Here is a 25,039-nt window from a genome sequence, read left to right on the forward strand (position 1 = left end):
GCCCCATACTTCCTGAGCTATTAAATTAGCCTTTATTCTAAACATTTTTAACGCTGCTTGAGTAAGTACAGCCCGTTTGTCTAAAGACATATCCTCAACTTCCGAAATGCTGGAAGCAAGACCAGCATTGATGATGATAGCATCATCAACATAGCGTTTGGCGAGTCGCTTAATCTTAAGATCATCAGGTACCCATTCGCCATCGTTGTTTATATAGTAAAGGGTTGGCTTATTAGCTTTTGTAAAAAAACCTCTGCAACTCTAATACAATATTTAAGAAGCCACCAGTGTTCAATACTTTAGATACCGCATCTGCAATATTGTTGGCCACTTCGTTAATGTGTTTAGCATCGTCAAAGTCTTCCAGGGCTAAAGTTTTTTTATTGTTGACGGACTTGATGACATGAAGTTCAGTGGCAAAATCAAAGAACTGTTCAAGTTCGTTTGACTCGTTAGCACCACGGGCACTTCTAATCAAGTTAAGCATGTCCTTAACGTTGGTAAAGTGGAATAGGAACTTATGCTTTTCTCCATCATAATCTTCGTATTCTAACGTCTGATCAATTAACTTACTATTCTTTTCAATGTCTTCATTAACATCCTTGAAAGATAAATGCGGAAAGACTAGAGCCTTATCAAGCAGGCCTTCAACCAGATCGCCATATTGAACTATATTGTCACCAGAATTAAGATAATGCTGCAATCTAGCTCGGTCACGACCCCCTAGCCGGCGCATGGTAATGATTTGCTTCTTTTCCTTACCATCTGCATCCTTGTATTTAACTTCTTTCTTGACCTGTCCTTTAGCTGTATCTTCAATTTCTTTGATTACATTTTCTTCAGCCATATCTAACTCCTATTACTTAACCGCGTCTTCGTTAATACCGTTCTCAAGCACAAAAACGTCAATCGTCCATGTCCGTGCAGTAATTGCATTTGACATGTGCCCATCGGGTAGTTTTTGAATTAAACAGCCGTTGAATTCGGCAGTCTCATTCCAGTTGTCGTTAACCATGCGCATATTGAAGGCACTGGTTCCCGAGCCACTTTCGTAATTACCCTGCAGTTTGTAAAGTTGGAACAAAATTTTGTTAGCTAAGCCACCCTCACTAGCGTTGATTGTCAGCGTACCAGTCTTGGAGTGATTGATTACACCGATTGGCGATGCATTATAGTCACTGCCGATAGTTGTATCGTTCTCTGTCTTGGTCCATGAGTATGCTTCCCCGTTTTGGAAGCCAGTCAGCTCAACCGTCTTCACTCCACTCGGTAATTTGATATCAGCATATAGATGCGTAAATCTGGTGTCTTTGAGTGAAAAGACAGTCCCGTCTGGTAAATTAATATTATTTGAAGCCATTTATATCAATCCTCTCTTATTTAGTAATCTCTAAGGTAAGATTTACCTTTTCAATTGCCGTTGCTAAAGTACAAGTAATCTTTGTTCCTCTGAAGATACGGTTCTCGTAATCAGTAGGAGATACGCTGTCACGGCTGGCTGTGGTTACAGTGAACACTGGTTTTCCATTTTCACGGACAAGTAGACCTTTGGTTCCGACTTCAGTCATGACACTGGTCAATTGGGCTCTAAGCATGGCAATTCCATCATTGTCATAAGGTAAGAAATTATTGTCAGTCAAGAAACGCTGCATCTTAACTTGGATTGCATTCTTGATATACTGAGCCCCAAAGCTCTGATCAATATATGTACCATCAATTGTTCTAGAGTTAGATACGACAATATCGCCAGCTTTATTGGTCATTGTCAGACCGTTATTAGCCATAATATCTGCGTATTCGGCTTCGTTCCACTCGTTCTCATCGATATCGGCTAGTCCATGAATTCGCATCCAGTCTAGTGGGATTTTACCAACAGCATATGCTGCAGCTTCTACTTCAGGATATTGGTCAACATTGTTATTGACAAAGACAATTGTATTTCCTAGCTTGTTCTTGACAGTATGTGCAGCTAAGGCATCATGGATTTTCTTAAGATCATCAATCTTGTCAACCGCCGTCACCAGCATTGTCTGTTGATTGTCATAGATGTACTTTCCTACTGCAATAACCGATTTAATATAGTTATCCTTGGCTTCTGTAACCTTGCTTGCATCATTCTTATCATACTCAGGCATTGCCATCAATACATAGTTAGCACCGCAATATAAATTTGGCATCAAGCCTGCTACGTAACCGTCAACGTCAACATTAGTAGTTTCGACTAAGTTAGTAACCTTGGCACCGTCATCAGTAGCTTCTGCTCTCACGTTAGTTGGCTTATTTGGCTTGTTTGTAATTACTGGAACAGTTACGGTACTGTTGCTAACCTTAACAATATCCAATCGTCCAGAATCTTTCTGATTGAAGTATGCTTCTGCTTTCTTGTAGACATCTGAATCCGTGTCGAAGTCAGTTGCTACTTCTTCTGCCTGGTAATATGCTACCCGTTTGTTGTCAGCTTCTTCCGGTTTTACTGGCACTAATAGAAGCGTGTCAATAACCGGACTAAGCGGTGCGTTTTTGATTAAAACGCTAATATTTACGTCAGAATTCCGTTTGGTCAAAATTTGACTCATTTGTTTTCTCCTTTAATTTGTCTTGATATTACTGATATCAATATCTTTAATTTCTTTGTCCCCTTGTGATTTATCCTGCCAGTCATCGACTATTTGCAGCTGCACGTCTACTCCGCTGACACACTCGTAGCGAGTTGCCCACTTCTCGTCCATGTTAGGCATATCGTCAACAGTTAGGACCATTATTCCTTTACCTCTTAGCTGTGAATGCAAACCCAGGGAACCTAGAACCTTGCGCACCGTATTAGCCATGTCAATTGCATCCATGTCATTATCGGCATGTGACTTAACCTGAACCTTCATGGTGTACATTTCCCGGTTAATGTCGGTAAAAGTCTCTTGGTTATACCAGTCGTAGATAAAGTAGGTGTAAAACGGTAACTCTGGCCTGTTTTCTACTTGGTTTTCAGGAATAAAGAAATGATTTAAGACAGGTAACTGCTCTTTCTGAGCTTTAATACCACGAATCAGGGTGTCCATTATTGTGCGGCTGCTCGTCACTAGCTACCTCCTTGTCTTTGGTTAATTGGTAGTAGACTAAGTCTGCATCCGTATTGTCTGCAATTCCTGTCACGGTGTAAGTGATGCCCTTAAGTACATCTGTGACCGTGGTCTCTTTGCGATAACCCGCTGTTCTACTTACCCAAATTGCTTGGTAAATTGGTACATCGCCGCCGCTACCATTTTGAAAGGTGATAGCGGGATTGCTAGTAACGATGATTGGCTCATTAACATCAATGGTCTTTTTGCTACCATGTTCCCAAGTTGTGACTTTTAATGGTCTACTTAACTTCTTAAACATGAAAGCGAAAGATCCGAAGTTAGCAAACTTATTCAAGGTTTACCTTTGCCCCGTTAGTAGTAGCTTCTACACTGGCCTTCTTGGGTGCAATGGGAGCTGCAGACGATACCGTGAATGCTGGAACCGGCACTTTATCAGATACCTGCTTAGTGTTAGTGTCTTGAATTGCTACTAGGTAATCACCTTCTTGTACTGCTGTATCAGCAGCAAGACCCGTAATCTCTACTTCCTTATCGTTTTTTCCTTTGAACAAAATATTGTTCAGGTCATCCTTTTTATAAATCACTGAAATCAAACTCATTATTTTATCCTTTCATTACTTCATATGTGATGCTGTCATGCAGCTTCCCTGTATCAATCAACGGATTGTCAAAACCCTTGTTTGCAACCGTTAGCGGTGCGTTTTTGGGCTTCTTCCATGTTTCAATTGTTTTCTTAAAGTCATCAGCAATACGTTTGCCAAGCCGTTCAAGCAGTTCTTCCGCATTGCATTTATCACGCAATATGTCAGCTATTAACTCGCCAGCATACCTCAGCCATTCGTGCTCCTTATGGTCAATCGTCCAACGAAATGCTGCTCTTGGTGGAATCGTGACCGACTTCAACTTAACGATGCCGCCTTTGCCATTGGGTACTGATAGATATTCACCATTTTTGGGATATATGGTCATCCCATATTCATTCACTCGGGCAATCATCTGCAAAAAGCCATCATCAGTCGGTACACCGATAACTAGCAGTAAATTATTGAGTTTGGTATACTCACTAACCGCTTTTGGTATGTTGTTAAATTGTCTAGTTTGCACTCCACACAGCTCCCTTTTGCGAATCGGCTAAGTAAGGCTTGGTCAAGTTGATATACAACTGCCAGTACGGATTATTGGCCAAGGTCGGAGCAAACATACTTTGTTGTGCCCCGAGAATGGTTGCACTAGCTACATTGCCGTTACTACCTGCTGCAATTGCATAGACAATAGTGCAGGCTAGGTAGGTAATAGCCAATTCGTGTAAATGCGCAGGCAAAATGTCAAGCCGTGCTGCAGCAGTCGCATCATCAATTATGCTTCCTAGTAAGCTATCAGATAGTTCAATCTCAAGATTGCTTGTCCGCTGTTTGACCTTGTCTGCAATTGCCTTCTTTTCTTCTTCCTTCATAGCTAATACTACTTAGAAGACTTTGGTGCAGTTGGAGCTTGTGGACTAGAAGGAGCTGCTGTTTTAACGCCATAGTCGCTAGGAATCGTACAACCGTAAGCAACAATGTTGATCTTGCGCAGGTCATTGGTTGGCTTAAAGACTGGCTTACCTGCAAGTAAGTCTGCACGGTACTTGACCACATCAGTGATACTTGTATCCACACTGGTCCCGACTGGCTGCATAGTAGTGACCCTCTTGTTGATGATTGAGGTCGTACCACCATTCTTGAATTCATCACGGACAACCTTGACACCATCGTTTGGCAGTTGAGATGCATAGGATACTGCACCTGGACCAAACATGTAGATAATCGTCGCACCGTTATCTTGAAGCGGAATACGGTCATCGGTTACAACTTGAAGACCATTGTAAGTTAATACTGGCTTGCCATTACTTGGCTGAACACTTTGAATTATATCCTCTGCTTGCCAGTAGTATGCTACAGCAGAATTAACAACAACTGTCTTAATGTTTTCTCCAACATCACCAATACGAGAAAGTGCTTGCAGCATAGTCGCAACCTTAAAGGCCTTCTCGGAACCAATGTCCACTGACTTAGCATCAGCAATTGTTTTGTTTGCAAATAGTGCTCCCAACACTTGAATCAAGCGTTGATTATCGAGACGAAGCCACCAATCGGCAAATCTGTCTTGGATTTGGCCCGTTACATTTGCCCCAGAAATCAGTTGCCCGAAGTCAGTAGCACCATAGGCCTTGTCCTCGTACAGCTTAATCGCTTCACTTACTCCACTCGTTAACGATGACGTTGTAATGTCATTCTCGTCATTCCATTCTTCCGGAGTGCCATCTAAGTCATTTAAGTACGGCAGTTCAATCATTCTACTTGGTTCCAATAAACGTGGACCTAGGATTGCGTCATTTGTAATTATTCCGGACTTGATAAACTTATTGGTTTCGCTGGACTTTTCATAGAAATAGTCATTCCAAACTTGTGGCTCTTCTAAATATCTTAATTTTGTTAAATCTGTCATTTATTTATCTTGCTCCTTTTTTTAGTTCTTCATATCTTGCTGGATTCTTGCGATGCAGTGCAATTTTTTCGGCAAACGTCATCTCATTAAATTTCTTTTGTTCACCACTAGGATTAAGGTGGTCAACCCCTGCAGGTGGATCTTGCTTGCCCTTGGCTAGCTCACTAACCGTGCTGCTTACGTTTGCCTTTACCGAGTTAACATAGGCTTCAACCTTAGCCTTGGTTTCTCCTTCATCCTTGCCGACTAGGTAGTCTGCAAAGTCGGTCGACAGGTTATTCTTGGCCAAGAGCGAAGTGGCTAGACTACGCTGCTCTTTGGCATTTAGTTCTGCCTCCCGCTTCTTCAGTTCTGCCTCATGCTCTGCAAGCTTCTTATCTGCCAGCTGCTGGTCTGTCATATTCTGTTCATTCTGTTTTTCTTCCAAAGCTTCCTTAACAGCTTGCTTAATTGCTTCAGGTTGCTTGGTTTTGATGTACTCTTCAACAGCATTCTTTGCAGCCTGAGTATTTTTTTGCTTTACATCTTCATTTTCTTGCTGCTTATTCTCTTTAGCCTCATTATTTGAGTTTTCTGATTGCTTTGAATCTAATTCATCCGCCATAACAAATATTCCTTTCTGTTACTCTTTGGCCAATAAGTTTGCGTGATCCTTTCTTTAACGTCTGAAAATCAAAAAGACAATTCCACATCACTATCTCCGTGCGGTATTAATGAACACCTGCAGTTTGGATGAATCGGAATATCGGGTGCATCTTCCAAAACAAAAGGAGACCCTTCTTGGATCTCCTCACATTCTTCACACACACCGGGTTCGACAATCATGTCAACCAGCTGTATATGCTGCTTCTTAAACGCAGCCATCTTTGCTTTATGTACTACACGAGCCGTTTCTGTCCGTAGTAGCCTATCTGTACTAGAAGCCATGGTTCTAACCGCTCGAACGCCCTCACTGTTGACATTCGTGTAATCAAATATCTTAGTCACATCAGCGTGAGTTAACGTGCTAGATAGTTTCTTGTTGATAACTGCTTGTACCTGAGCTGTCATAGCATCACTCTTAAGCCACAAGTCGCTTGACCATGTACGGACATTCTCAGTGACTACTTTCTTAATTTGTTTTTGTGGTACCTTGTAGACTTTTTTAACGTCGCCAACATCCCAGTCAATACGATTATTGATACGTGTTTCTTGTCTGTCGGTAATGGCCAGAAAAGCCACACCAATAATTGCTGAAATTAGGTAGTTACGATTAATTCCTGCCGTCTGAGAATAATAGCGGTAACGAGCTTTAGCGTCAGGCGATAGTTCAACCATGCTAACTTGCTTGACTGCTTGTTTCCACTGGTTCAAGTCCCAGTTATTAACTTTCTGGGTAACTTGAGCAGGGCTTAATCCCGTCTTATCCCCATACTCAGTAATAAAGGCATTGAGGTGATTGGCAATTATTGCTAATGCTTGCCTATAGTCATTCTCAGTCCCGTTGCTATCCTTTTTATCCCGAATCAGCAGCTCCCTTATCTTCGCTTGGGCTTGTTGCATCTGTGTCGTCATTACTCAACTCCTCGTCTGACATCCCAATCTTGGATATATCAAAGGCTTTCTGCTGTGCATCCACAGTTTCCTGGGCCACACGCTGCGCTTCAATCTCAGCATCAACCCCGGTTACAGGCTCAATGTTGTCTTGGATTGTCTCATCACTGACAACACCGGTCTGCTTCAATTTGACCATCTCATCAATGATTTTGGCATCGTTCTTCGGCAGGTTGTTGGTGAAGCTAATCTGAAATTTAGTGACCAGGTCGGGGTTAGTGACCTTATTGGTCAGCTGCCAATAATTGCCCAGCAGTGCTAGTCTTCGCTTGATACCTTTTTCGTATAACGACTTTTGCATCGCAATCTCTTGATCAGTACCCCACAACTTATAAGATAGTGCTTCGCCTGTGGTATTGCCTGAGAAGGCCTCATCGGTCATATCTGGCGTGTTAGTGTCCTTGTGGATATCATGCTCCAAACGCTTCATATAAGTCAGCCATCCGTCAGCATTTAGCTCCTTGGTCAGGTATTTAGCATCGGAAGGGATGACAGTCGTTGAGCCAGTCTCTTCGTTCTCTCTGATTGCTGGCTTTAAGTAAATGATCCTATCATTCGGGTCAATGGCCTTATAAGTAAAGCGTTGGTTGCCTCGCTCGTCATACATCGCCTCGCCATTCTCATCCAAAATAGGCACCTTGGTTGAGGTCTTGATGTCGCCGGAAATCAGCAAATTAGCATTGTTGAAGTTCTCCTGGCTGTTAGCCATTTCTGACATGCTCTTGTCGTAAGCATCAATCGCATCAAGCTTGGACTCCCACGCACCTACGCGGTCAGCGTTGAGTCTGAACTCCGTGATTGGCACCTTGCGGAAATAATGCGTGTCGAAGTTGCCAATCAGCTCCAGACTGTGGTCTAGGCTATCTTCAGCCTTAAAATGTATAACCTCCATGTCCGTATAAACGTCAACGTAGTACATTTTGTGATGATTGTAAGACACATAGTTAAAGTTAACGGCAAATAATGAATGCTGATTAATGGTCGTGTCATAGACCACGAAGGTATTGGCTGGGTCAAGAATCGCAAAGGCAGGGTCATTAGTCCCCTCATGCACGTACATCAGCTCATAGGCTCTACCTGTGTTCATCAAATTAATCGCCATGTTCTTTTCGTGCGAGCTCTCATCATTATCGTCATTGAACTTGTCAACTAAACCCTGAATGTTCTCCTGGTCCGTTTCGGTCACGTCTGGATCATTGAACTGAAAGTCTAGCGGATTGCCAAACTGATAGCCAACCCGAAGGCTAGTAATATACTTGGCGAAGCCGCTGGATATCCGGTTGTCTGCCGTCTTTTTAGTTTTGGTGCTATTCCAGTAGTGGATATCGTTGTCACCGTTGTAGTATCGCTGCAAGGTGACAATCCTAGGCACCTGCTTTGTGTAAAAGTCATGGACGTAGTTGTGCACAAGTTCGGTCAAGTCATCCAAACTAAACAGCGTCTTGGTCCATTCTTCAGCCGGCATCCGGTAAATCTGATTACTTTCAAAGTCAAAATGCGGTCTGTCACCGTTCAATAGTGCCCGTGAGTTTAGTTCCGGATACGGACTAGGCAGACTGCTATCGTGAGCCAGTTTATCATTTGTTGCTGCCATTCATTTACACCCCCATATCGTTTAAAAATCTTACTTGTTCGGTCACTGTGCTCCTGGCCACGCGCTTTGGCATGATGTAACACTCGAAGGCGTATCTCAAGGCGTCCATGGCGTGGTTGTCAGCATCTACTGGCTTATTCAACCAGTTACCATCACGGTCACGTTGGTATGAGTAGGTGTTCAACTCTGAGATTGTGTTCTTGCAATCTGGCTTCACGTGTATCTTGTAGTCTTGTAAGAACGTTATTCCCATCATAATCGAATCTTTTCCCTTCACACACCGCTCAATCTTTCTAATTCCTTTGGCTCTAAGCCACTGGATTAGTCGCCCTTCAGCAGCATCAGCAATGATCTTAGCATTTTGGTAGTGATGCTCACGTAGCCACTTAAGTAGCTGCTCGTTGGTCATCCCATACTGGTACATTTCATCGTAGATATAAATGTTCTTGCCTTCAGTATCAATCACGGCGTTGATTAGTGCGGTTGGATCATTGGTTAAACCGAAGTCCATCCCGTGCGCCACATTGTGATACTTGCGTTGCACTTCGGCAACATCAAAGTCTTCCACCACGACGTTGTTGTAGATTAGCCCCTCAGCAATCCCCCAGTCACCCTCACAGACGATTCTAGCCCGCCTAGGGTTAGTCCTATATAAATCTTCATAACGTGACCTGTCCTGCTCATCTAGCCACTCATTGGTCCTGAATGTTGTCGTTTGAGTAAAAAGGTCATTAACCCTGGTCTTACGGTCAAAGAACATTGACTTAAGCCAATGACGACCTGACCAGGGATTAAACGTGACAGTTATTTGTTTAAAGAAATCAGGGCTGTCATTCGTACCTCTGATACTTTCAACCACAGTGTCAAACTTCTCTCTAGTCTCAACCTCATAAGCTTCTTCTAGCCACAACCAAGACAGCACACCGTGAGGCACAGAAATCGAAGTAATCTTCAACGGGTCATCTAACCCTCTGAACAAAATCTTCTGTCCGGTAGGTTTATACGTAATTTCAGGCATTGACATGTTTAGCGTGAACAAGCTGTCAGCATGAAGGCGACTGATTGCCCAACTTATGTCAGTGTAGGTTGACTGGCGGTTAGTATTTGAATACCTACGAATAACTAAGATATTAGCCCAGGGATATTGCATCAAACGACTAACTAAATTAAGCGCAGTAGTCTTTGATTTCTTGCTACCACGACCACCTTTAACTACTCGGTAGAAGTGTTTATCATTCCAGAATTGAGAGTAGCCCTTACCAATGATTTCATTAACTGTTGGTATCATTGGTGTCGACATTCTCATCATCTTCTTTCTTAATATCACTTATAACAATTGGACGTGTCTCAGTCCTATCTTGGAGTTTTGTTTGACTCTTGTTACGCTCAATCTCACTCCTTAGCTTCCTATCCAGCAGTTTCTCACTCTTAGGAGAACCTTTACGGTCATAATAAACATCAGGCATTAGGCTTTTAGCCATGAAGATTGCTACCGTAGTATCAGGTTCAACAATGTACTTACGTTTTTTAACATGCTTCTTATGATTGCCATTGTCTACCCATTCTTCAATAATGGTTTCTGTTCTTTCGTGGGGGATAAGTTTAGACCTTAGCGTTGCTTCAACCGTGTCTTTTGCTCTTTCACGGCCCTTTTTTATGGAGTCCGCAAAGTCCGGGTATTTTTTAACGTACTCATAAAATGTAGTGGTTTTAATCGGGAGCATATGGTTTTTTGGGTCACAAATATCTTTAATCTGTTCACCATTAGCAATCCATTCTGTTAAATCGGCAAGCATGGCTTTTACTTCTCGCCATTTTGATTTGGTCAAACATTATCATCCCCTTTCTTTTAAGCATGCAGCTCTAATCAGATATCAATTCAGCTTTTTCACCGGTAAATTTTTCCCAGCGGTCAATAATTATGTCAACATATTCGGGATCACATTCCATTACGTAGGCATTACGACCATCTTGCTCACAAGCCATAATAGTTGTGCCGCTGCCACCAAACAGATCTAACACATTGTCACCACTTTTAGAGCTATTTTTAATCAAGTAATCAAATAAAGGTATTGGTTTCATGGTGGGATGCAGGTCGCTTCGTAATGGCTTATCAAAGTGTAATATTGACGTTTGCTTGCGGTCAGAATACCAGCTATGACTGCCATTGCTTACCCAGCCATACAGGCAAGGCTCATGCATCCACTGATAGTCAGTTCGGCTAATAACAATGTTGTTCTTAACCCAAATTAGTTCTTGGTGTATACCCAATCCGGCTTTTTCAGCTGATGTATAGAAGTCAACGCTTTTTGACGAAGCAAACCATATATAGAATGACGCTCCAGACTTCATACTGTTAGCAGCACTAGTGAATGCCTTGATTAAAAATTCAGCAAAGTCATCGTCACTTAGATTATCGTTAGCAATCTCACTGTACTTCCTTACTGCAGAATCTTTTTTATTGATATGCTTTTCAGAATAACTAACATTGTACGGAGGATCAGTGACTAGTAGGTCAGCCTTAGTGCCATTCATCATCTTTTCAACGTCTTCAGCTTTGGTGCTATCGCCGCACATCAGCCTATGCCGCCCCAGCTGATAGATTTGGCCCATCTTGCTCTTGGGCTCTTCTGGAAGCTCCTCATCAAAGCCATCGTCTTTTACTTCTTCATCATCCAATAAATCGTCTAGGTCATCAAAACCAAATCCACTCATGTCAATATCAAGAATAGAGTTGAGCTCTTTGGTTAGCAGTTCCTCATTCCATGTGGCCAACTCTCCTGATTTGTTGTCAGCTAACCGGTAAGCTTTTACCTGCTCCTCTGATAGCCCTTCTGCGTAGACTACAGGTATATTGTCCTGCTTTAATTTTTTAGCGGCCTTATAGCGCGTGTGTCCAGCAATGATTACACCATCTTTGTCCACAACAATAGGCTGCTGCCACCCGAACTCCTTAATAGAATTAGCAACTGCCTCAACTGCTCCGTCATTGTCACGGGGATTGTTCTCATAAGGCTTAATTTTGTCTATTGCTGCATTTTTAACTTCCAACAACTGGGATCCACTCTCTTTTTTCATTTTTTGTATAAAAAAGCACTTCATAAGAAGTGCTCTAATAAAATTAAATCTCTAATACTTTCCCCTGCCGTACTTTCTTTCCCAAATTTTCATAATAAGCTTAAGGACGAATTCAAACAGCAACATAATTGCGCACACATTCATAATGAATGTTGTAAATGGCCAAATACTGCCGCTAAGTGACTGCCAGAGGTAGTTAAGCATGTTTTATCCTCCAAATTGCATAAAAAAAGCACTCACATGAGTGCTAAATATTTTTAATAATTAGTATATTGATTCATTGTGTGTTGACTCAAAAAGTTTTGCCATTTTTTGACTTATCTCTCTATCTATATCTTCCATTAACCTTTTTTTATCTAAACTTCCTTCACTCAATTGGATTACCCGATGCAATTCCTCCGGTGAGATCTCTATAGATAGTTTCATGATATTTCCTCAGCTTTCTTAAAAAATTACGAAACATACCAAGCCTACTAACTTAATACTATTAAATACAGATACTGCGTTCTGTCTAGTCAAAATATGCTTGTAAACGAAAAACGCCCCATAGCTAGACTATGAGGTGTTTTAACGACCTGTGCGTAAATTACAGGCATTGAAACGTTATACTGCCCTACTTTATAGAGCTACACACCACCTAGGAGTCGAACCCAGATCAATTGGTTTGGAGCCAATTGTGCTGCCGTTACATCAATGGTGTATAAGAACGTGCACTAACTTGCTAAATATAACCGAATTGATGTGTTTTTATGAAAATGCAATTTAGCAAACTAAGCACGTCCTGACACGCTCGCTATGAAATTACGTCGGAACTCTTAAAACCAACGTCATAGGTCATCGCATGTCTATTGCGGCAGCAGGAATCGAACCTGCTAAGATACCATTACCGCAGCCTCTATCATATAAATTGTTCTAAATTGTATGAAAGGAGGAATAGTTTAGCGTCGTTGCGGACGATTAATAGCTACTAGGAATTATCCTAATCTTTCGACAATACCATAATACAACGGAAACACTCCGGTCGGTCTCCGCTCTTTCTCCGGTGATTCTCCGCTCAAACTCCGGTCAGTCTCCGGTAAAACTCCGATTTCAAAAATTCATTCAACTACTTCTGTATCTTCAAATACCCTCAAGTCCTCAATCGACGAGCGTTCATGCTTACGCCAGTAATCCATTCGTTCGGCAAACTCAACTAATGCATCGGTTTTTATTTCGTAATAGCGCGATGACTGATACCCTAATCGCTTAAATATTGCTTCGTCAGTCAAATGTTTGATGAAATAAAGATACAGGATAATACCATGCTTGTATTCGCAACTACTAATCGTGTGATCAACAGCGGCAACACAAGTCTGTGCATCTATGTTAATTACTAAGCTCTCATCTTGATGATTTATACCATCATCAGCAGTAACACCTGTAGCGTCTAATTTCGGGCTCGAAATATCCGACATGTGCTTGTTGGCCAGGTTAAGATAGTGATTGAAGTCTTCAGTAAAGAAGTCATTAACCTTTTGTGCTGTTTTGATTTTATTCAACTTCGCTTTTTTAAAAAGACTCAACTCTCTTGCTCCAATCATTATCTATCTCCAACTTATTCTTTGGTATAAGTATGTCCGTGATATACGTACTGATCACCCATTTTAAGCTGCCTCCAGGGAATAGCATTATGTAATGATCCAAAAGTATAGCCATCTACATATCTGTATCTTTCAACAATTATTCTGTATTCATGATAATTCTTAGCATAGATGTGATGCCCCGTATCTTCGTTACTCACTAGGTAGTAGAACCGTGGTTTGGACTTAATGCGATATTTTCCTGCAAGATACCTTACCCTTTTAGCAGGTACGCCTAGCTGATTAACTATTTCAATCACATAGTATCCTTCGTTCAATAAATCGACTATTAAGTCGTCATCATTAATCTTGGATACTCGCTTGCCGTCGTTGTCATCGTACGTCCTTGTCTGAATGCGGCCATCTATGCCAACTAATGATCCTTTGGACGTAAAGTTGCAAAAGTTTTCGGCCGCCTTGCGCCAAATGACACAACTGACAAAGTCCGCTTCTCTTTCGCCGTTTGCGTTAGTAAACTGGCGGTTAACTGCCAACGTAAAAGTTGCTACTGATATTCCTTAAGTATCTCTTTGGCTTCTGTTTCATTTATGTATAAACCCTCATACAAGCAATCTTTTAAGCACTCTCTACTACAATACATTGCTTCTGTTTGATTATCAGTTACATATATAACCGTATCGTCATCTGTTAGCTTTTTTTCACACCAAGTACACTCAATAAATTCTTTACTTTCGTCAACCATACTATTTCCCCTTAATAAACATCGACCACCTTGTGCTTCCTCGGCGATCACCTAGTAACGGCTTCTGGCCAATTACTTTAAAAACCTCGTTAAATTTTATTTGGTTGTTGGACCATTTAAAAATCAAAGTACCTGTAGGCTTCAGGACCCGCATGCACTCGTCAAAGCCCTTTCTGATATAACTCTGCCAGTCATCCTCCGGCAGGCAGCCATACTTCACTTTGAGCCAGCTGCTATCACCTGCTTTGACTAGATGTGGTGGATCAAACACTACTAAGTCGAACGTGTCACTTTCAAAAGGGATGCATCTAAAATCAGCTATAATGTCAGGCTGTATCTTGATTTTCCTAATTTGGCCACGGTCCTTCACTTCATCGCCTGAGTGAACTATATAACTGTTAAAAGTTTTACTGACATATGTTTTAAGACTGTTAATGCTTTCGGAATGTCCAAATGCATATCCTACATCTTCAGATAAATCAATTAAAAAATAGTTATCGTCATCATATGCAACATAATAATAATCGGGTTTTATTATATTTCCTTCAATAATGTCGCCTACTTGAACTTCTTGCTTTGTATTTGTTTGATTAACAATTTCCATTTTTACCACCTGCCTTAACTCTCACCGTTTATAACTCTGGTCCATTTATCAATAACGTCTTCGCCCGGCAACTTCTTGTAAAATTCACCATCTTTTAATCGGTATCCAGGTGGAACATGCCCCACGTACCACTCTTTACCTTCAGTGTCTTTACGCCATACTGCTCGTGCCATAAGTTAAATTCTCCTTGCTTTAAAAAAGTGGAACTTCTGCGTGTTTCAACATTTTATTTTCTGCTTTTTGATACATCTTCTTATCTACTTCAAATCCATAAGCATTTCGATTTAGCTCAATGGCTGCTCTCAATGTTGAACCGCTACCAGCTACAGGATCAATTACTACATCTCCTGGATCGGTAAAAATTTCTATCAATTCTCTTAGTACAGGTATGGGCTTTTGAGTAGGCGCAATTTTAGGATAGCTTCCATCAATATTCCAACTAAACCAGTTTTTTACCATACGTCCACCATTGTTAAATTTGGGTAGCTTATCTCGATACAGGACTAAGGCGTACTCAGTCGCACCAACAATTCTCATGTTAGCTTTTAAGACTTGTGCGGATGTTTTTTTAATAAATACCAATGGTATGTAATGGTTGAACCCATATCGCTTGCCATAATCAATGACCATGCCTAGTTGTTGAAAGGCACAAAAAACAATCATTGCCGGTGCTTTGTTAGTATCTTTAGGTTCATTAATTAACATGTGCGAGCAAAAGTGCATGTACTCTGCAATTCTGAAATCTACGTCTGTGTTAAAGAACGTTGCATTTGCTTTGTCACTTTCGCCATTTTTATTGTCTCCGCCCTTGTACCAAACAGGATTACTGGCATACGCATTATTCGCCAAATTGTAAGGTATATCGGCGATTACCAATTGCGCCTTAGGTATCCCATATCTTTTGTAGTTTTGAAAATTGTCATTAAATAATTTAATTTTAGGTAACATTATTTATCTCTACTGTCATCATTTTTACTCAATTCAATATAATTCAGAATTGCATATCCGGCAGCATCTAGCCAGGTGTCTAACAGACTTTCTGAGTTAACTTCTTGCTTACCGTTAAGCGTTAATTGCTTAATTCGGTTAACTTTATCGATAAATCTAGTCAGCCCCGATATAGCGCCCAATTCATCAAAGGTTTCGCCGAAAGAGTCTCCGTAATCATGATTTTTAGCTATTAAGGTATGCTTAAGCTCGTCGCAAGTCTTAGTTATTATTTCTTCGTTCATTGTTTTTTGACTAGCCATCATAAACCACCATATCCTTTTCGATTAACGGCAATACACCGTGGCGTTTAAGTAGCTCGTATAGCCCTAAGCGTCCTTTTTGTGTCCACTTTGTCCTTACGACGGCCTTTTCTGTGCCGTCAGGTCGCTGAATCATACGGGTCTCTGATTGTGTCCAGCCAAGGTGCTGATACTTTGAGTAGAGAAGCCAAATGCTGCCTTGTCTGAACTGCACACCCAGCTCATGTAGTTTGGTATTCATTGCTGAACCACTCATGCCATAATCTTTAGCAATCACCGTGATAGTCACTAATGCTGGATTGGCTAGGATACGGTCGTAGTAAGTAGCCTTAGGTTTTAGTTCGTTGACCTGCTGTTCAGCAATTAATCTAGCTTCTTTCTCGTTCTTTAGGTCCGTGGCCAGCTTGATAATCATATCGGGGTCAGTCAATACCTCTTCGATTTTTTTTTTGGTCAGGTATGCGCCGTGCTTGTTAATTGTCGGCAATACCTCGCTAGTCACCCACCGTTTAAACCTCTTTGCCTTTGGCAGTTTGCTGCTAAGGATTAAGCTGTATAGTCCAGACTCATTGATCACTGTCTGGTCCTGCTTTCCTCCAAGGGTGTCGAGTTTCACGACCCCCTTTTCATCGCTGTCAACATGGCGATTTAGCGCATCTCTGTAGTTGGAATAGCCAAGTATCTCTGCTACGTCTTTGCCCACAAAGTAAGGTTGACCATCAATGGTCATGGTCCTTACTTGCTGAGCTTCAAAATTAAATAGCTGTAAATCGCTCATTTTCATCCCTCCTGACTAAGTCCGGTTTGCTCTTCTAACTTTTTAAAAGCTTTATGTAAATCTTGGTCGCTAAAGTTAGTCTGATTTTTGGCTTTATACTTGCTCCAGTCAGTGCCTTTCTCAACTCGCTTTTTAGAGCTCGGCGCTCGCTGATATTGACCCGGTCTAAGTGGCTTTTGCGTAAGGTAGCTTTCAAACTTATCCTCCCGGAAGAGAGTCCCAGGCTGCAGGTAGCGCTCGAATTCGGTCCCTAGCCATTCAGCGCACTTGATGTCAATGACTTTCTTAAAGTCGGCTAGGGTGTACTCATCATCTAGCCTGGCGTTAATAAGACTTCTCGTTTTTCTAGTCGTCGGTCTGAAGCTCTTACCCGTTTTTTGATTAAGATATTCAACGACTGCTTTAATAATTGCCGAATTGTCTTTTTTCTTGCTCTGGGTTTTAGGTTGTCCTGCTTCAGCAGGACTGTCTATATTCTTCTGTGTAATCTCTTGTGTAATCTTATGTGTAATCTCTGGTATAGGTTGGTTGTTTTTCGGTATATCGATGTGCAGTTTTTCGGTACATCGATTATCCGTTTTTCTGCTATTCGAATATCCGTTTTTCGGTGCATCGATGTGCAGTTTTTCGGTATATCGATTGGCAATTTTTTCCAATCGGTCATAATTGATGCGGTACCACTTTGTCTTATCAAATTTTGCCCGATTGTAGTTTCCCGATATGATATAGCCATCTTTTTCAAGGTCTGAAAAATAGTTTTGTAGCGTCCTCTCTTTTATCCAAGAAAATTGCTCATGCCAAGCCTTTACTGAGTTGTAAACCCACTTGTGGCCATCTTGGACATTGGTAGATTTCTGTAGCCAGTAGTGTAGCTGTTGTAAGACAAGTGCCTTATCAGCACTACCCAGTTCTTTCGCCAAGCTAGGCTCAAACAGCATAGGCGGCTCTGAGATTAACAAGTTACCCATCAGTTAGCTCCTTTCTACAGAATATTTGTAAATAGATCTTGTTCATTAGGAACTTTGCCTTCATCAGTGATGTCATCATGATTACCGTCAACTAGTTCCTTGATTTCATCATCAGTTTCTGGCTTTTTAGCTTGTGGTTTATGCTCTGCCTCATGTTTCGCAGGTTCTTGTTTTGAACTGTTATCCTTGATTTTTTCTATTTGCTTATTTACGTTGTAATTATCAATAAACTGCTTAATTGCGGACTTTGTTTGCGGGTCTTCCTGGTTTAAAAGCCATTCTTTAGTATCTAGATCATGATTTTCCAGGTAATCGTTCCAGACATCCTTTAGTAAACACATACGACCATATACATTCACTTCATAGGTATCTAACTCATGCTGATCTAAAATCCTAACTTGTTTCTTTTGTGGTTCAGCTTTAAGGCCCTTTGCGTCGGTATCGTCTTCACTAGCAATACCGAAGGCTGCACTTAAGCTGTATCGCTTGGCGTAGCTGATAAGTCCAGCTGTTTGCTGAGCATCATCACTTCTGGAGTTTTTAAACCAGACCTTGTCAGCAATCATGGCACTACCAGTAACATCAACCATTACGGTTTGAACGCTTATCCCGTCTGGGCTATTTTCAATATCAAAGTAATAGCCGAATTGAACGTTGCCCTCTTTGTCTGTTACCTTATTGCAGGCATCGACAATTGCTCTGTCTACCGCTGCCAAATCAGCATACTTGTAGCTATATGTATTCCCTTTCCTCGTTGCAATATCAACCGTTTTTTCTCTTCTTGGCTGTTTAATCTTGCTTTTTACTTGAATATAATGTTTGGCCCATGAGGCACGATCTTCTTCTTTACCGATGAATTGCATGATTTACACCTTCTCGCATTTAAAACCCATATCTACCAGATATTTGAACAACTGATCAAATTGGTACTTTGAGCCACCTATTCTAATTTTTCTTTTCTTAGTCACTAAAATAGCTGTATAGTATTTGCCCTTGACTTCTCCCGTTTCAGGGTTAATTGCCTTACCATTCTTGTTGGTGACGTTTAACTGCTTCCTGTGCTCACTGTGGTCGCGCTCAGCTGCCTTTTTAACGTCTTGCGCGTAATTATCCATTTCAGTCAAAACTTTGCTCAAATCGTCTCTATTAAGCTGCTCCAGCCAGTGCTTTTCTGGCAGATGCAATTCTTGGGCTTTAACAGTGACAATTTTGACGTTCTCAACAAACTGCCGTTTTTGCTCCAGCAAAAAGTTAATCTGTTGCTTTACATCTTTTTCAAATGTCGCAAACGCATATGTCTTGTTGCTCCACTGTGGCTGACGTTCAATATCATCAGGACTAACTCCTGCTTCCTGGCACCATTCAGTAATGCGCTTGTCATTTTGCTCTTCACGCTCTTGCTTAGCATGGTCTTCATAAGCCTTAATTTGCCGATCAATATGACTCGTGGCCACACTTACATCGCTCAGGAGCTCCTTGATTTGACTTTGAAAATCATTAATCGGCTTATTGGCTGCTCTAACAATGCCAATTTTTTTCTTGTTAACTGCTTCTTTTAGATGATTAAGTTGAGCCCTTGTTTCTTTAGCAGATTTAAGATTTTTAGGTGTGACGTCATATTGAGTAAATTGATCTCTCAATGAACCTACCTGGGCCTTTAATTTTTCGTATTCCGGAAAGTCGATTTTTGCAGGTGAATATGCAACTCCGTATTTTTTGCCATTTAAAGTAATTAAATCTTCAGCCATCAGTAGTCACCTCTCATCCCTTCGAAGTAGTCATGCGCATCAGACCACCAAATATCGTCATCTTGGCCAGCTTCTGCTATAGCCTCTTTTAAATCAGGTACAAACCAGTCTGTTTTGGCGCAATACTGATTAATTCCCATTCTGCATGTTTGGTCGACTACAAAGTGCTTCCAGTCCAGATAGGTGCATTCAGAATCCCCGACAGTAACGATTTGCTTGTTTACAATCGCCGTCCCTATTCCCGATGCAGCCAAATCTTGCTGCTTTTCATATTGCAATCTATCTGTTATCGCTTTTACCTGTTCTTTGCTATAAACGTACAACATGGTATAATTCTCCTTAGAAATATCTTTTGGTATATTCGTTATTAGTCCGATTGCAGTCGGGCTTTTTTGTTGCTTTTAAATTGTCCCTGGCAGAAATACGGGTAGTGACATTATGTAAATCCCGTAAGCCATAAATGCTATTGCTAGCAGTAATGAGACGATCAGCGAGCTTCTCTTTCTCAGTTTTATGTCCGTGTAATTGTCTAAAATGTATTGCCATTTTCTTAGTATCCTTTCCATTCCATTACATCCTCCACTTCATTCCATGCCCATTAATTCTCGTTTTTTCTTTTCGCTTCGGCTTTCAATAAATTCTTGCCACCGGTCAGCCTTGATTAGTGTATGGCGCAATCCATCCAGAATTACGGCATCGCTAAACTCTGACAGCAAGCATTCATTTCTACGTTGATAAAAAGTGGTGTTTTTATAATCGTATTTTTTCATCACTTCTTCTTTGGTTAGAATTGTTTCCATCTGTCTCACCTCCTTTAATACGATTATTTGTGTCTGATTTTTATCAACATGACAAAAATCACAACGTTAAAAACAAAATTTAAAATAGTAAAAACTTCGTTAAGCACTTCCTTCAAAATACGCTCCTTTAGTCTTCTCGATCCGCTTTAATCAATAAAATCAGTATTGCTATGTCTACTAAGCAATTAATGAATTCAATCATTTTCGTCCCTCCATCCTCTTAAATCGTCTAGGTTGACTCCTAACGCATCAGCTATCTTGCAGGCATTGGTAAATGGCATGTCAGCACCTTTTTTATTGGATGAAATAACTTTTCCATCGCCAACTTAACTGCATTCCAGTCTGACGCTGACAAGCCATCAAGTGCATTAGCAATTTGAATTACTTTCTCTTTTTTTATCATGTTCATACTCTCTTTTCCAGTTTTACTGTATTGGACGATAAAAAAATAATATCGTCAAATTTCACATTAAACACTTTCTCTATTTTCTTAATTATTGGAACAGAAGGATATGTTCTTCCTTTCTCGTAATTAAGCCATGTAAACTCGCTAATACCAACAGCTTTAGCCGCTTCAGCCTGTGACATTCTTTTTGTGGCTCGAATAGCTTTAAGTGTCAATTTCATATGCTCATCTCCCTTTTTCAACTTTATATTTTATATTATATTCCAGTTTTACTAGATTGCAAGCTTTTTTACAGAAATTCTGGTATTAATTTCAAAAAAGCTTTAAAATATTACAGTAAAAATATATAATATCAGTGACATAGTAGAATGTTCTATTAAGGAGAGACAAAATGCCAAATAGCAAAGTACCAAATAGAAACAAACAAATATTGGCAAAAAATTTAAAATATTATGTCAGTCGAAGTGGCAAAGAACGCGCTACTATTGCTAATGACTTGGGAATAGCATATACAACTTTTTCATCTTGGTGCTCCGGTGTTAACTATCCTAGAATTGATAAAATTGACAAAATGGCAAAATATTTTGGTATAAAATCGTCCGATCTAATTGATGAACATACGGATAATTCCAACGAAAAAACAAATAAAACTGAATTAATCGATTTAAAAGAAGAACCCAAAGTCATTGCTTATGGCGGAAAACCAATCTCTAAAGAGGACATGGAAATTATCAAGGCAATATTAGAGCGGCATTTGAATGGCGGCGATTAGTAATGGAAGAAGACTTAACCAAGTATCTTTTTAAATATGCTAGCAACCATGGAATTACTTGCACATGGCAACCGTTGAGTGATCATAAGCCGGCTTATGCAATAGTTAATTACAACTTAATAATTGTCAACCCAAATTGGTATAGACAAGAAGAGATACCCTTCATAATCGGCCATGAAATAGGTCACGTTTTAAATGGTGACATAATTTGCAATTGTCAAAGTCGTTATGCTGTCTATCCTTGTGAGTTAAAGGCCGATAGACTTTCATTTAATCTAATCTTTGATTACTCTTTAGGGTATGGTAGTGTGATAACAGAGCCTGGAACATTCATTGAACAATATGGCATTCCAGTGAGAATGCTTGAGTATGCAGTAACCGTTTTTGCTAAGAACAAAAATCTGCTGCTAGAAGCTTAATTTTTTGCTTTTATAAAAGCGCTATAAATAGTTAACATGCAAATATATAGTAAAATTTAAAGTATCAAATATTTAACAAGGAGTATCATTTATGGCAAAGCAATGTACGCTATGTAAAAAGAAATTAGGATTTTGGTCTATTGAACATACTTTAAAAGACGCTGTACTTTGCGATGACTGCTTTTCAAAAGGTAATTTCTATCGTGGTACCAGTCAAAGAAAAATGAGTGAGTTTATTGAAACCCAAACCTTTGCCGAAGTGCAAGAATTAATTGCTAATCCTGAAAAATTAGAAAAAATTAAATTGGAGCTTGCTCCTGAAAAACATCCCATGGTTAATAGAGGAGAATGCAGTTTTTGTCACCGTCAAATAGGGGCTTTAGATTTTAAACATACTCTAAAAGATGGTTTGCTCTGTGAAAATTGTCCTGCGGGTAAGAAAATATTCGATGAAATTGATCGTAATCGTATCAAAATGAAGCAATTTTTAAAAACTAAAACAGTTGCTGAAGTGCAGGAGTTAATTGATAATCCAAAGCATCTAGAAGAAGTTAAAAAAGAAATCTTATCAGTTGAACAACAAAAGGCGCAAGCAAAATCTACCGAAAAAAGTTCTACAAAATTAGAAACATCAAAAGAACAATCCTCAGATTCTAAAAATATTTGTAGCATATGTAAAAACAAAATAGGATTTTGGTCTACTTCACATACTTTGAAAGATGGCCAATTGTGTGATGATTGCTTACTAAAAGGTAATTTTTTTGGTAATGCCGATAGTAAGAAAATGAATTCTTTTTTAGCAACTAAAACCGTTGCTGAGGTTCAAAGTTTAATCAATAACCCGAAAAAATTGGATCTTATTAAGGCTGAAGTTGCACCTAAAGAACATCGCAAAGGACCCAAAGCAAAATGTGCGCTCTGCAATAAAAACATTTACCGGGGCGATATCTCTTTACAGTTTCAAAATTCATCATTTATTTGCATAAATTGTATTAGTAAGTATAAATTCTCTAAAAATGGTTTATATTCTGAGCCATTAAATAAAGCTGTTAGCTGGGCTGACAAGCATACTATCAATGATTTGAAAGAATATATTGATCAAGGAAAGAATTTTAACGATATATCTTCAGACATGGACAAGTTTCAAGCTGAAATGGATGAGTTCAAGAAACACTCAATCAAGTATTCGCACTACTATATTTCTGTTGAACAGCGGAGAATGCTAATTGGTAAAACCCTACTAACTGATCCTAAGTTTGTTGAAGCAGATGACATTGTCTCCTATCAAGTTAACGAAAAAGGTCATAACGAGCATAAGCACCATACCTTCGCCAGAGCTACAGCTGGTGCTCTCGTGGCAGGTCAAGCTGGTGCAGTTCTTGCAGGTGTCACCGGTGGTAAGGATAAAGAATTCATTGATCACATCGGTTTAATCATTACCCTAATAGACGGTAGCAACTTTGAAGTCAAGTTTCTGCGAACTAAAACCAAGGCTGATAGCTCTATCGTGAGGAGCTCCTATTCTGAACTACAAAACCTTATATCAATCATAGATGCCTGGAAAGCACAACCCACTACAGTTAATCAGAGCGTTACTGCACCTGAAGAAACAGTCACGGTCTCCTCTCAACAAGAGAGTTCCACCGATATCCCAGCAGAAATCAGGAAGTACAAAAGTCTTGCTGATGATGGAATTATCACGCAAGAAGAATTTGAAATTAAAAAGAAACAATTGTTGAGTATGTAATTTGGACAACAAAAAGCCTCCGGAGGAAATATGGAAATCCTGGAGGCTCTTATCTAGGTATAATAGCGGTCGCTATTACATTGCCTATTTTTCATAATTTTAGGGAGCAAGCATTATGGTTAGGTACTACTCGCCACAAGTGACTCCACTTGATAATGGCAAATTCCACTATTCAATTCGCTACCGTGACCCCTCTTTCAAAGGAATTAAGAAAAAGTCAGTAACAATTGCAAAGAATACTACCTTTGCTCGTAGTAATGCCGAAAAAATCGTTAAGCAGAAAATCCAAGAACAATTGTCTGAGTATTCATACGAGCCCATTACCTTTGATGAAATAGCTGTCAAACTACGAGATCATTGGGAAAAACAAGGATTAGCTTACAAAACAGTTAGAAGCTATGAATCAACACTTAATATTATCACCAAGGAATTTGGCCAGTTAGTAGTTGCCAATGCAACAGCTGTCCAAATTAATCGCTTCCTTAACGACTTGCTATATAAAGAAAATTTGTCAAATAGTACAGCACATATCTTCTTTAACATTTTTTCAAAAATATTTGATTATGCTAAACAATTTGGTTATACCAAAGAAAATATTATGCAAGACGTTAGAATCAATTATAAGGATGAAAAAGCTAAGAAGCGGTATCGTGTAGAAAACTGGTATCTAACAGATGAAGAAGTTAAGATTATTATAAACTATTGCCTAGACAAAAAGCGAACCGACTATGCTGATTTGTTTTTCTGGCTTTATCTCACGGGAATGAGAATTGGTGAAGCATGTGCCATGCAGGTTAAAAACATTCACTTCAAAGGAACAACCTGTTACGCAGATATTACTGGAACAATGATTTCCAAAGTTGGCCAAGGTGAAGTTAAGCAAAACACAACCAAGACCGCTAGAAGCCACAGAACAATTGCCCTATCCTCTCAGGCAGTTGATATTTACCAAAGAAACTCAAAAAACAAAAAGCCAGGTGATTTTATTTTTACCAATAAGAACTCTAATAAAGTAATTGGCAGTAGAGTTGCAGAAACTTATCTTAAAAGGATGCGCCCACACATCAACATCAACAAACGGATTACGTCGCATATTTTCCGCCACTCTCACGTTTCTAAACTTGCTGAAATGGGTTTCCCCCTAAGCGTTATTTCTGAGCGTGTAGGTCATGAAAGTGAGGGTATCACTCGTCAAATTTATCTCCACATTACTGAAAAGACTCATCAAGAATACGATGAAAAAATTAAAAATATGCAATTTTAAAAACAAACTCAAATTATGAACTGGTTTTAGTTTGTCCTTTTTGTGTCCCTTTTCAGATTTATCCAAATCAAAGTTTGCCTTTACATCAAGCTTTACAGGCAATACTTGCACTATTGTCAAAATAAATCA

At 39.9% G+C, this 25,039-nt stretch carries 33 protein-coding genes, 1 tRNA gene and 1 pseudogene; 4 read left to right on the forward strand and 31 right to left on the reverse strand.

Translation table 11 applies throughout. The features are described 5' to 3' along the window. Positions 1-232: 232 nt before the first annotated feature. The 31 genes and pseudogenes from AC2JF7_RS07900 to AC2JF7_RS08050 form a co-directional block, all read right to left on the reverse strand. Positions 233-847: a hypothetical protein gene (locus AC2JF7_RS07900; protein WP_500728147.1), complete on the reverse strand. Its 615-nt coding sequence runs from the start codon at positions 845-847 to the stop codon at positions 233-235. A gap of 12 nt (positions 848-859) precedes the next feature. Continuing rightward, a complete protein-coding gene (locus tag AC2JF7_RS07905) occupies positions 860-1,360 on the reverse strand; it encodes a hypothetical protein (RefSeq protein ID WP_500728148.1) in 501 nt (166 codons plus the stop codon). Positions 1,361-1,376: 16 nt separating this feature from the next. Further along, positions 1,377-2,576 (reverse strand): hypothetical protein, encoded by a 1,200-nt coding sequence (locus tag AC2JF7_RS07910; protein WP_500728149.1) that lies wholly within the window; start codon positions 2,574-2,576, stop codon positions 1,377-1,379. A gap of 12 nt (positions 2,577-2,588) precedes the next feature. Continuing rightward, positions 2,589-3,077, reverse strand: a complete 489-nt coding sequence (locus tag AC2JF7_RS07915) for a phage neck terminator protein (RefSeq protein WP_500728150.1) — start codon at positions 3,075-3,077, stop codon at positions 2,589-2,591. After that, positions 3,031-3,378 carry a hypothetical protein gene (locus AC2JF7_RS07920; RefSeq protein WP_500728151.1) on the reverse strand — a complete coding sequence of 116 codons (348 nt, stop codon included), beginning with the start codon at positions 3,376-3,378 and terminating at the stop codon, positions 3,031-3,033. Before AC2JF7_RS07920 ends, AC2JF7_RS07915 begins: the two co-directional genes overlap by 47 nt. Before the next feature lie 28 nt (positions 3,379-3,406). Next, a complete protein-coding gene (locus AC2JF7_RS07925; protein WP_500728152.1) occupies positions 3,407-3,679 on the reverse strand; it encodes a PDZ domain-containing protein in 273 nt (90 codons plus the stop codon). Positions 3,680-3,683: 4 nt separating this feature from the next. Continuing rightward, positions 3,684-4,184, reverse strand: a complete 501-nt coding sequence (locus AC2JF7_RS07930) for a phage virion morphogenesis protein (RefSeq protein ID WP_500728153.1) — start codon at positions 4,182-4,184, stop codon at positions 3,684-3,686. Next, positions 4,174-4,533: a hypothetical protein gene (locus AC2JF7_RS07935; protein WP_500728154.1), complete on the reverse strand. Its 360-nt coding sequence runs from the start codon at positions 4,531-4,533 to the stop codon at positions 4,174-4,176. The genes AC2JF7_RS07930 and AC2JF7_RS07935 overlap by 11 nt, the downstream gene beginning before the upstream one ends. Before the next feature lie 8 nt (positions 4,534-4,541). After that, complete coding sequence (locus AC2JF7_RS07940) at positions 4,542-5,567, reverse strand: phage capsid protein (protein WP_500728155.1); 1,026 nt, start codon at positions 5,565-5,567, stop codon at positions 4,542-4,544. A gap of 4 nt (positions 5,568-5,571) precedes the next feature. After that, positions 5,572-6,171: a capsid assembly scaffolding protein Gp46 family protein gene (locus AC2JF7_RS07945; RefSeq protein WP_500728156.1), complete on the reverse strand. Its 600-nt coding sequence runs from the start codon at positions 6,169-6,171 to the stop codon at positions 5,572-5,574. Between the two features lie 68 nt (positions 6,172-6,239). After that, on the reverse strand, positions 6,240-7,121 hold the full coding sequence (locus AC2JF7_RS07950) for a hypothetical protein (protein WP_500728157.1): 882 nt from the start codon (positions 7,119-7,121) through the stop codon (positions 6,240-6,242). After that, positions 7,063-8,754, reverse strand: a complete 1,692-nt coding sequence (locus AC2JF7_RS07955) for a phage portal protein (protein WP_500728158.1) — start codon at positions 8,752-8,754, stop codon at positions 7,063-7,065. The genes AC2JF7_RS07950 and AC2JF7_RS07955 overlap by 59 nt, the downstream gene beginning before the upstream one ends. A 4-nt stretch (positions 8,755-8,758) precedes the next feature. Then, a complete protein-coding gene (locus tag AC2JF7_RS07960) occupies positions 8,759-10,060 on the reverse strand; it encodes a PBSX family phage terminase large subunit (protein ID WP_500728179.1) in 1,302 nt (433 codons plus the stop codon). Further along, complete coding sequence (locus AC2JF7_RS07965; protein WP_500728159.1) at positions 10,026-10,583, reverse strand: hypothetical protein; 558 nt, start codon at positions 10,581-10,583, stop codon at positions 10,026-10,028. Before AC2JF7_RS07965 ends, AC2JF7_RS07960 begins: the two co-directional genes overlap by 35 nt. A gap of 34 nt (positions 10,584-10,617) precedes the next feature. Beyond that, positions 10,618-11,832: a DNA modification methylase gene (locus tag AC2JF7_RS07970; protein WP_500728160.1), complete on the reverse strand. Its 1,215-nt coding sequence runs from the start codon at positions 11,830-11,832 to the stop codon at positions 10,618-10,620. 629 nt (positions 11,833-12,461) lie between these two features. Beyond that, positions 12,462-12,532: transfer RNA gene (locus tag AC2JF7_RS07975), tRNA-Trp, on the reverse strand. A gap of 397 nt (positions 12,533-12,929) precedes the next feature. After that, entirely contained in the window at positions 12,930-13,412 is a 483-nt protein-coding gene (locus tag AC2JF7_RS07980) for an ArpU family phage packaging/lysis transcriptional regulator (RefSeq protein WP_500728161.1), read from the reverse strand. A gap of 353 nt (positions 13,413-13,765) precedes the next feature. After that, positions 13,766-13,969 (reverse strand): annotated as a pseudogene (ssb, locus tag AC2JF7_RS07985) (single-stranded DNA-binding protein); the annotation flags it as partial. Then, positions 13,957-14,154, reverse strand: a complete 198-nt coding sequence (locus AC2JF7_RS07990) for a hypothetical protein (RefSeq protein WP_500728162.1) — start codon at positions 14,152-14,154, stop codon at positions 13,957-13,959. The pseudogene ssb and the gene AC2JF7_RS07990, both read right to left, overlap by 13 nt. Position 14,155: 1 nt before the next feature. Then, positions 14,156-14,758: a hypothetical protein gene (locus AC2JF7_RS07995; protein WP_500728163.1), complete on the reverse strand. Its 603-nt coding sequence runs from the start codon at positions 14,756-14,758 to the stop codon at positions 14,156-14,158. A 14-nt stretch (positions 14,759-14,772) separates the two neighbouring features. Continuing rightward, positions 14,773-14,931, reverse strand: a complete 159-nt coding sequence (locus tag AC2JF7_RS08000) for a hypothetical protein (protein WP_500728164.1) — start codon at positions 14,929-14,931, stop codon at positions 14,773-14,775. A gap of 19 nt (positions 14,932-14,950) precedes the next feature. Then, positions 14,951-15,706 carry a DNA-methyltransferase gene (locus tag AC2JF7_RS08005; protein WP_500728165.1) on the reverse strand — a complete coding sequence of 252 codons (756 nt, stop codon included), beginning with the start codon at positions 15,704-15,706 and terminating at the stop codon, positions 14,951-14,953. Continuing rightward, positions 15,706-16,011, reverse strand: coding sequence for a nucleotide modification associated domain-containing protein (locus AC2JF7_RS08010; protein ID WP_500728166.1), 306 nt, complete (start codon positions 16,009-16,011; stop codon positions 15,706-15,708). Before AC2JF7_RS08010 ends, AC2JF7_RS08005 begins: the two co-directional genes overlap by 1 nt. After that, positions 16,001-16,786, reverse strand: a complete 786-nt coding sequence (locus tag AC2JF7_RS08015; RefSeq protein ID WP_500728167.1) for a phage antirepressor — start codon at positions 16,784-16,786, stop codon at positions 16,001-16,003. Before AC2JF7_RS08015 ends, AC2JF7_RS08010 begins: the two co-directional genes overlap by 11 nt. Positions 16,787-16,788: 2 nt before the next feature. After that, positions 16,789-17,754 (reverse strand): conserved phage C-terminal domain-containing protein, encoded by a 966-nt coding sequence (locus AC2JF7_RS08020; protein WP_500728168.1) that lies wholly within the window; start codon positions 17,752-17,754, stop codon positions 16,789-16,791. Positions 17,755-17,768: 14 nt separating this feature from the next. Further along, positions 17,769-18,617, reverse strand: coding sequence for an ERF family protein (locus AC2JF7_RS08025; RefSeq protein ID WP_500728169.1), 849 nt, complete (start codon positions 18,615-18,617; stop codon positions 17,769-17,771). 3 nt (positions 18,618-18,620) lie between these two features. Then, the gene (locus AC2JF7_RS08030) at positions 18,621-19,502 is read right to left on the reverse strand and encodes a DUF1351 domain-containing protein (protein ID WP_500728170.1); all 882 of its coding nucleotides are present in this window, start codon (positions 19,500-19,502) and stop codon (positions 18,621-18,623) included. Then, entirely contained in the window at positions 19,502-19,828 is a 327-nt protein-coding gene (locus AC2JF7_RS08035; protein ID WP_500728171.1) for a hypothetical protein, read from the reverse strand. The genes AC2JF7_RS08030 and AC2JF7_RS08035 overlap by 1 nt, the downstream gene beginning before the upstream one ends. Positions 19,829-20,086: 258 nt before the next feature. Beyond that, positions 20,087-20,302 (reverse strand): hypothetical protein, encoded by a 216-nt coding sequence (locus AC2JF7_RS08040; protein ID WP_500728172.1) that lies wholly within the window; start codon positions 20,300-20,302, stop codon positions 20,087-20,089. A gap of 253 nt (positions 20,303-20,555) precedes the next feature. Beyond that, positions 20,556-20,705, reverse strand: coding sequence for a hypothetical protein (locus tag AC2JF7_RS08045; protein ID WP_500728173.1), 150 nt, complete (start codon positions 20,703-20,705; stop codon positions 20,556-20,558). A 2-nt stretch (positions 20,706-20,707) separates the two neighbouring features. After that, positions 20,708-20,929 (reverse strand): helix-turn-helix transcriptional regulator, encoded by a 222-nt coding sequence (locus AC2JF7_RS08050; RefSeq protein ID WP_500728174.1) that lies wholly within the window; start codon positions 20,927-20,929, stop codon positions 20,708-20,710. A gap of 170 nt (positions 20,930-21,099) precedes the next feature. Between AC2JF7_RS08050 and AC2JF7_RS08055 the strand changes: the two genes are divergently transcribed. The 4 genes from AC2JF7_RS08055 (at position 21,100) to AC2JF7_RS08070 (ending at position 24,910) form a co-directional block, all read left to right on the forward strand. Further along, positions 21,100-21,480, forward strand: coding sequence for a helix-turn-helix domain-containing protein (locus AC2JF7_RS08055; protein WP_500728175.1), 381 nt, complete (start codon positions 21,100-21,102; stop codon positions 21,478-21,480). A gap of 2 nt (positions 21,481-21,482) precedes the next feature. Further along, on the forward strand, positions 21,483-21,899 hold the full coding sequence (locus tag AC2JF7_RS08060) for a M48 family metalloprotease (protein WP_500728176.1): 417 nt from the start codon (positions 21,483-21,485) through the stop codon (positions 21,897-21,899). 91 nt (positions 21,900-21,990) lie between these two features. After that, positions 21,991-23,646, forward strand: coding sequence for an SHOCT domain-containing protein (locus AC2JF7_RS08065; protein WP_500728177.1), 1,656 nt, complete (start codon positions 21,991-21,993; stop codon positions 23,644-23,646). Between the two features lie 115 nt (positions 23,647-23,761). Next, positions 23,762-24,910 (forward strand): tyrosine-type recombinase/integrase, encoded by a 1,149-nt coding sequence (locus tag AC2JF7_RS08070; protein ID WP_500728178.1) that lies wholly within the window; start codon positions 23,762-23,764, stop codon positions 24,908-24,910. The last annotated feature ends 129 nt before the right edge of the window (positions 24,911-25,039 follow it).

It is taken from the genome of Lactobacillus sp. XV31L (assembly GCF_059900865.1).

Excerpts from the sequence above, each read along its gene's own strand:
- AC2JF7_RS08015 (WP_500728167.1), bottom strand. The coding sequence starts at position 16,786 with ATGAGCGATTTACAGCTATTTAATTTTGAAGCTCAGCAAGTAAGGACC.
- AC2JF7_RS07925 (WP_500728152.1), bottom strand. The coding sequence starts at position 3,679 with ATGAGTTTGATTTCAGTGATTTATAAAAAGGATGACCTGAACAATATT.
- AC2JF7_RS08065 (WP_500728177.1), top strand. The coding sequence starts at position 21,991 with ATGGCAAAGCAATGTACGCTATGTAAAAAGAAATTAGGATTTTGGTCT.
- AC2JF7_RS07940 (WP_500728155.1), bottom strand. The coding sequence starts at position 5,567 with ATGACAGATTTAACAAAATTAAGATATTTAGAAGAGCCACAAGTTTGG.
- AC2JF7_RS08055 (WP_500728175.1), top strand. The coding sequence starts at position 21,100 with ATGCCAAATAGCAAAGTACCAAATAGAAACAAACAAATATTGGCAAAA.
- AC2JF7_RS08030 (WP_500728170.1), bottom strand. The coding sequence starts at position 19,502 with ATGGCTGAAGATTTAATTACTTTAAATGGCAAAAAATACGGAGTTGCA.
- AC2JF7_RS07960 (WP_500728179.1), bottom strand. The coding sequence starts at position 10,060 with ATGAGAATGTCGACACCAATGATACCAACAGTTAATGAAATCATTGGT.
- AC2JF7_RS08035 (WP_500728171.1), bottom strand. The coding sequence starts at position 19,828 with ATGTTGTACGTTTATAGCAAAGAACAGGTAAAAGCGATAACAGATAGA.
- AC2JF7_RS07935 (WP_500728154.1), bottom strand. The coding sequence starts at position 4,533 with ATGAAGGAAGAAGAAAAGAAGGCAATTGCAGACAAGGTCAAACAGCGG.
- AC2JF7_RS08010 (WP_500728166.1), bottom strand. The coding sequence starts at position 16,011 with ATGATGGCTAGTCAAAAAACAATGAACGAAGAAATAATAACTAAGACT.
- AC2JF7_RS08070 (WP_500728178.1), top strand. The coding sequence starts at position 23,762 with ATGGTTAGGTACTACTCGCCACAAGTGACTCCACTTGATAATGGCAAA.
- AC2JF7_RS07900 (WP_500728147.1), bottom strand. The coding sequence starts at position 847 with ATGGCTGAAGAAAATGTAATCAAAGAAATTGAAGATACAGCTAAAGGA.
- AC2JF7_RS07980 (WP_500728161.1), bottom strand. The coding sequence starts at position 13,412 with ATGATTGGAGCAAGAGAGTTGAGTCTTTTTAAAAAAGCGAAGTTGAAT.
- AC2JF7_RS07955 (WP_500728158.1), bottom strand. The coding sequence starts at position 8,754 with ATGGCAGCAACAAATGATAAACTGGCTCACGATAGCAGTCTGCCTAGT.
- AC2JF7_RS07920 (WP_500728151.1), bottom strand. The coding sequence starts at position 3,378 with ATGTTTAAGAAGTTAAGTAGACCATTAAAAGTCACAACTTGGGAACAT.
- AC2JF7_RS07950 (WP_500728157.1), bottom strand. The coding sequence starts at position 7,121 with ATGACGACACAGATGCAACAAGCCCAAGCGAAGATAAGGGAGCTGCTG.
- AC2JF7_RS08020 (WP_500728168.1), bottom strand. The coding sequence starts at position 17,754 with ATGGGTAACTTGTTAATCTCAGAGCCGCCTATGCTGTTTGAGCCTAGC.
- AC2JF7_RS08025 (WP_500728169.1), bottom strand. The coding sequence starts at position 18,617 with ATGCAATTCATCGGTAAAGAAGAAGATCGTGCCTCATGGGCCAAACAT.
- AC2JF7_RS07910 (WP_500728149.1), bottom strand. The coding sequence starts at position 2,576 with ATGAGTCAAATTTTGACCAAACGGAATTCTGACGTAAATATTAGCGTT.
- AC2JF7_RS08000 (WP_500728164.1), bottom strand. The coding sequence starts at position 14,931 with ATGGCACGAGCAGTATGGCGTAAAGACACTGAAGGTAAAGAGTGGTAC.
- AC2JF7_RS08060 (WP_500728176.1), top strand. The coding sequence starts at position 21,483 with ATGGAAGAAGACTTAACCAAGTATCTTTTTAAATATGCTAGCAACCAT.
- AC2JF7_RS08045 (WP_500728173.1), bottom strand. The coding sequence starts at position 20,705 with ATGATAAAAAAAGAGAAAGTAATTCAAATTGCTAATGCACTTGATGGC.
- AC2JF7_RS08005 (WP_500728165.1), bottom strand. The coding sequence starts at position 15,706 with ATGTTACCTAAAATTAAATTATTTAATGACAATTTTCAAAACTACAAA.
- AC2JF7_RS07995 (WP_500728163.1), bottom strand. The coding sequence starts at position 14,758 with ATGGAAATTGTTAATCAAACAAATACAAAGCAAGAAGTTCAAGTAGGC.
- AC2JF7_RS07945 (WP_500728156.1), bottom strand. The coding sequence starts at position 6,171 with ATGGCGGATGAATTAGATTCAAAGCAATCAGAAAACTCAAATAATGAG.
- AC2JF7_RS07905 (WP_500728148.1), bottom strand. The coding sequence starts at position 1,360 with ATGGCTTCAAATAATATTAATTTACCAGACGGGACTGTCTTTTCACTC.
- AC2JF7_RS07990 (WP_500728162.1), bottom strand. The coding sequence starts at position 14,154 with ATGGTTGACGAAAGTAAAGAATTTATTGAGTGTACTTGGTGTGAAAAA.
- AC2JF7_RS07970 (WP_500728160.1), bottom strand. The coding sequence starts at position 11,832 with ATGAAAAAAGAGAGTGGATCCCAGTTGTTGGAAGTTAAAAATGCAGCA.
- AC2JF7_RS08050 (WP_500728174.1), bottom strand. The coding sequence starts at position 20,929 with ATGAAATTGACACTTAAAGCTATTCGAGCCACAAAAAGAATGTCACAG.
- AC2JF7_RS08040 (WP_500728172.1), bottom strand. The coding sequence starts at position 20,302 with ATGGAAACAATTCTAACCAAAGAAGAAGTGATGAAAAAATACGATTAT.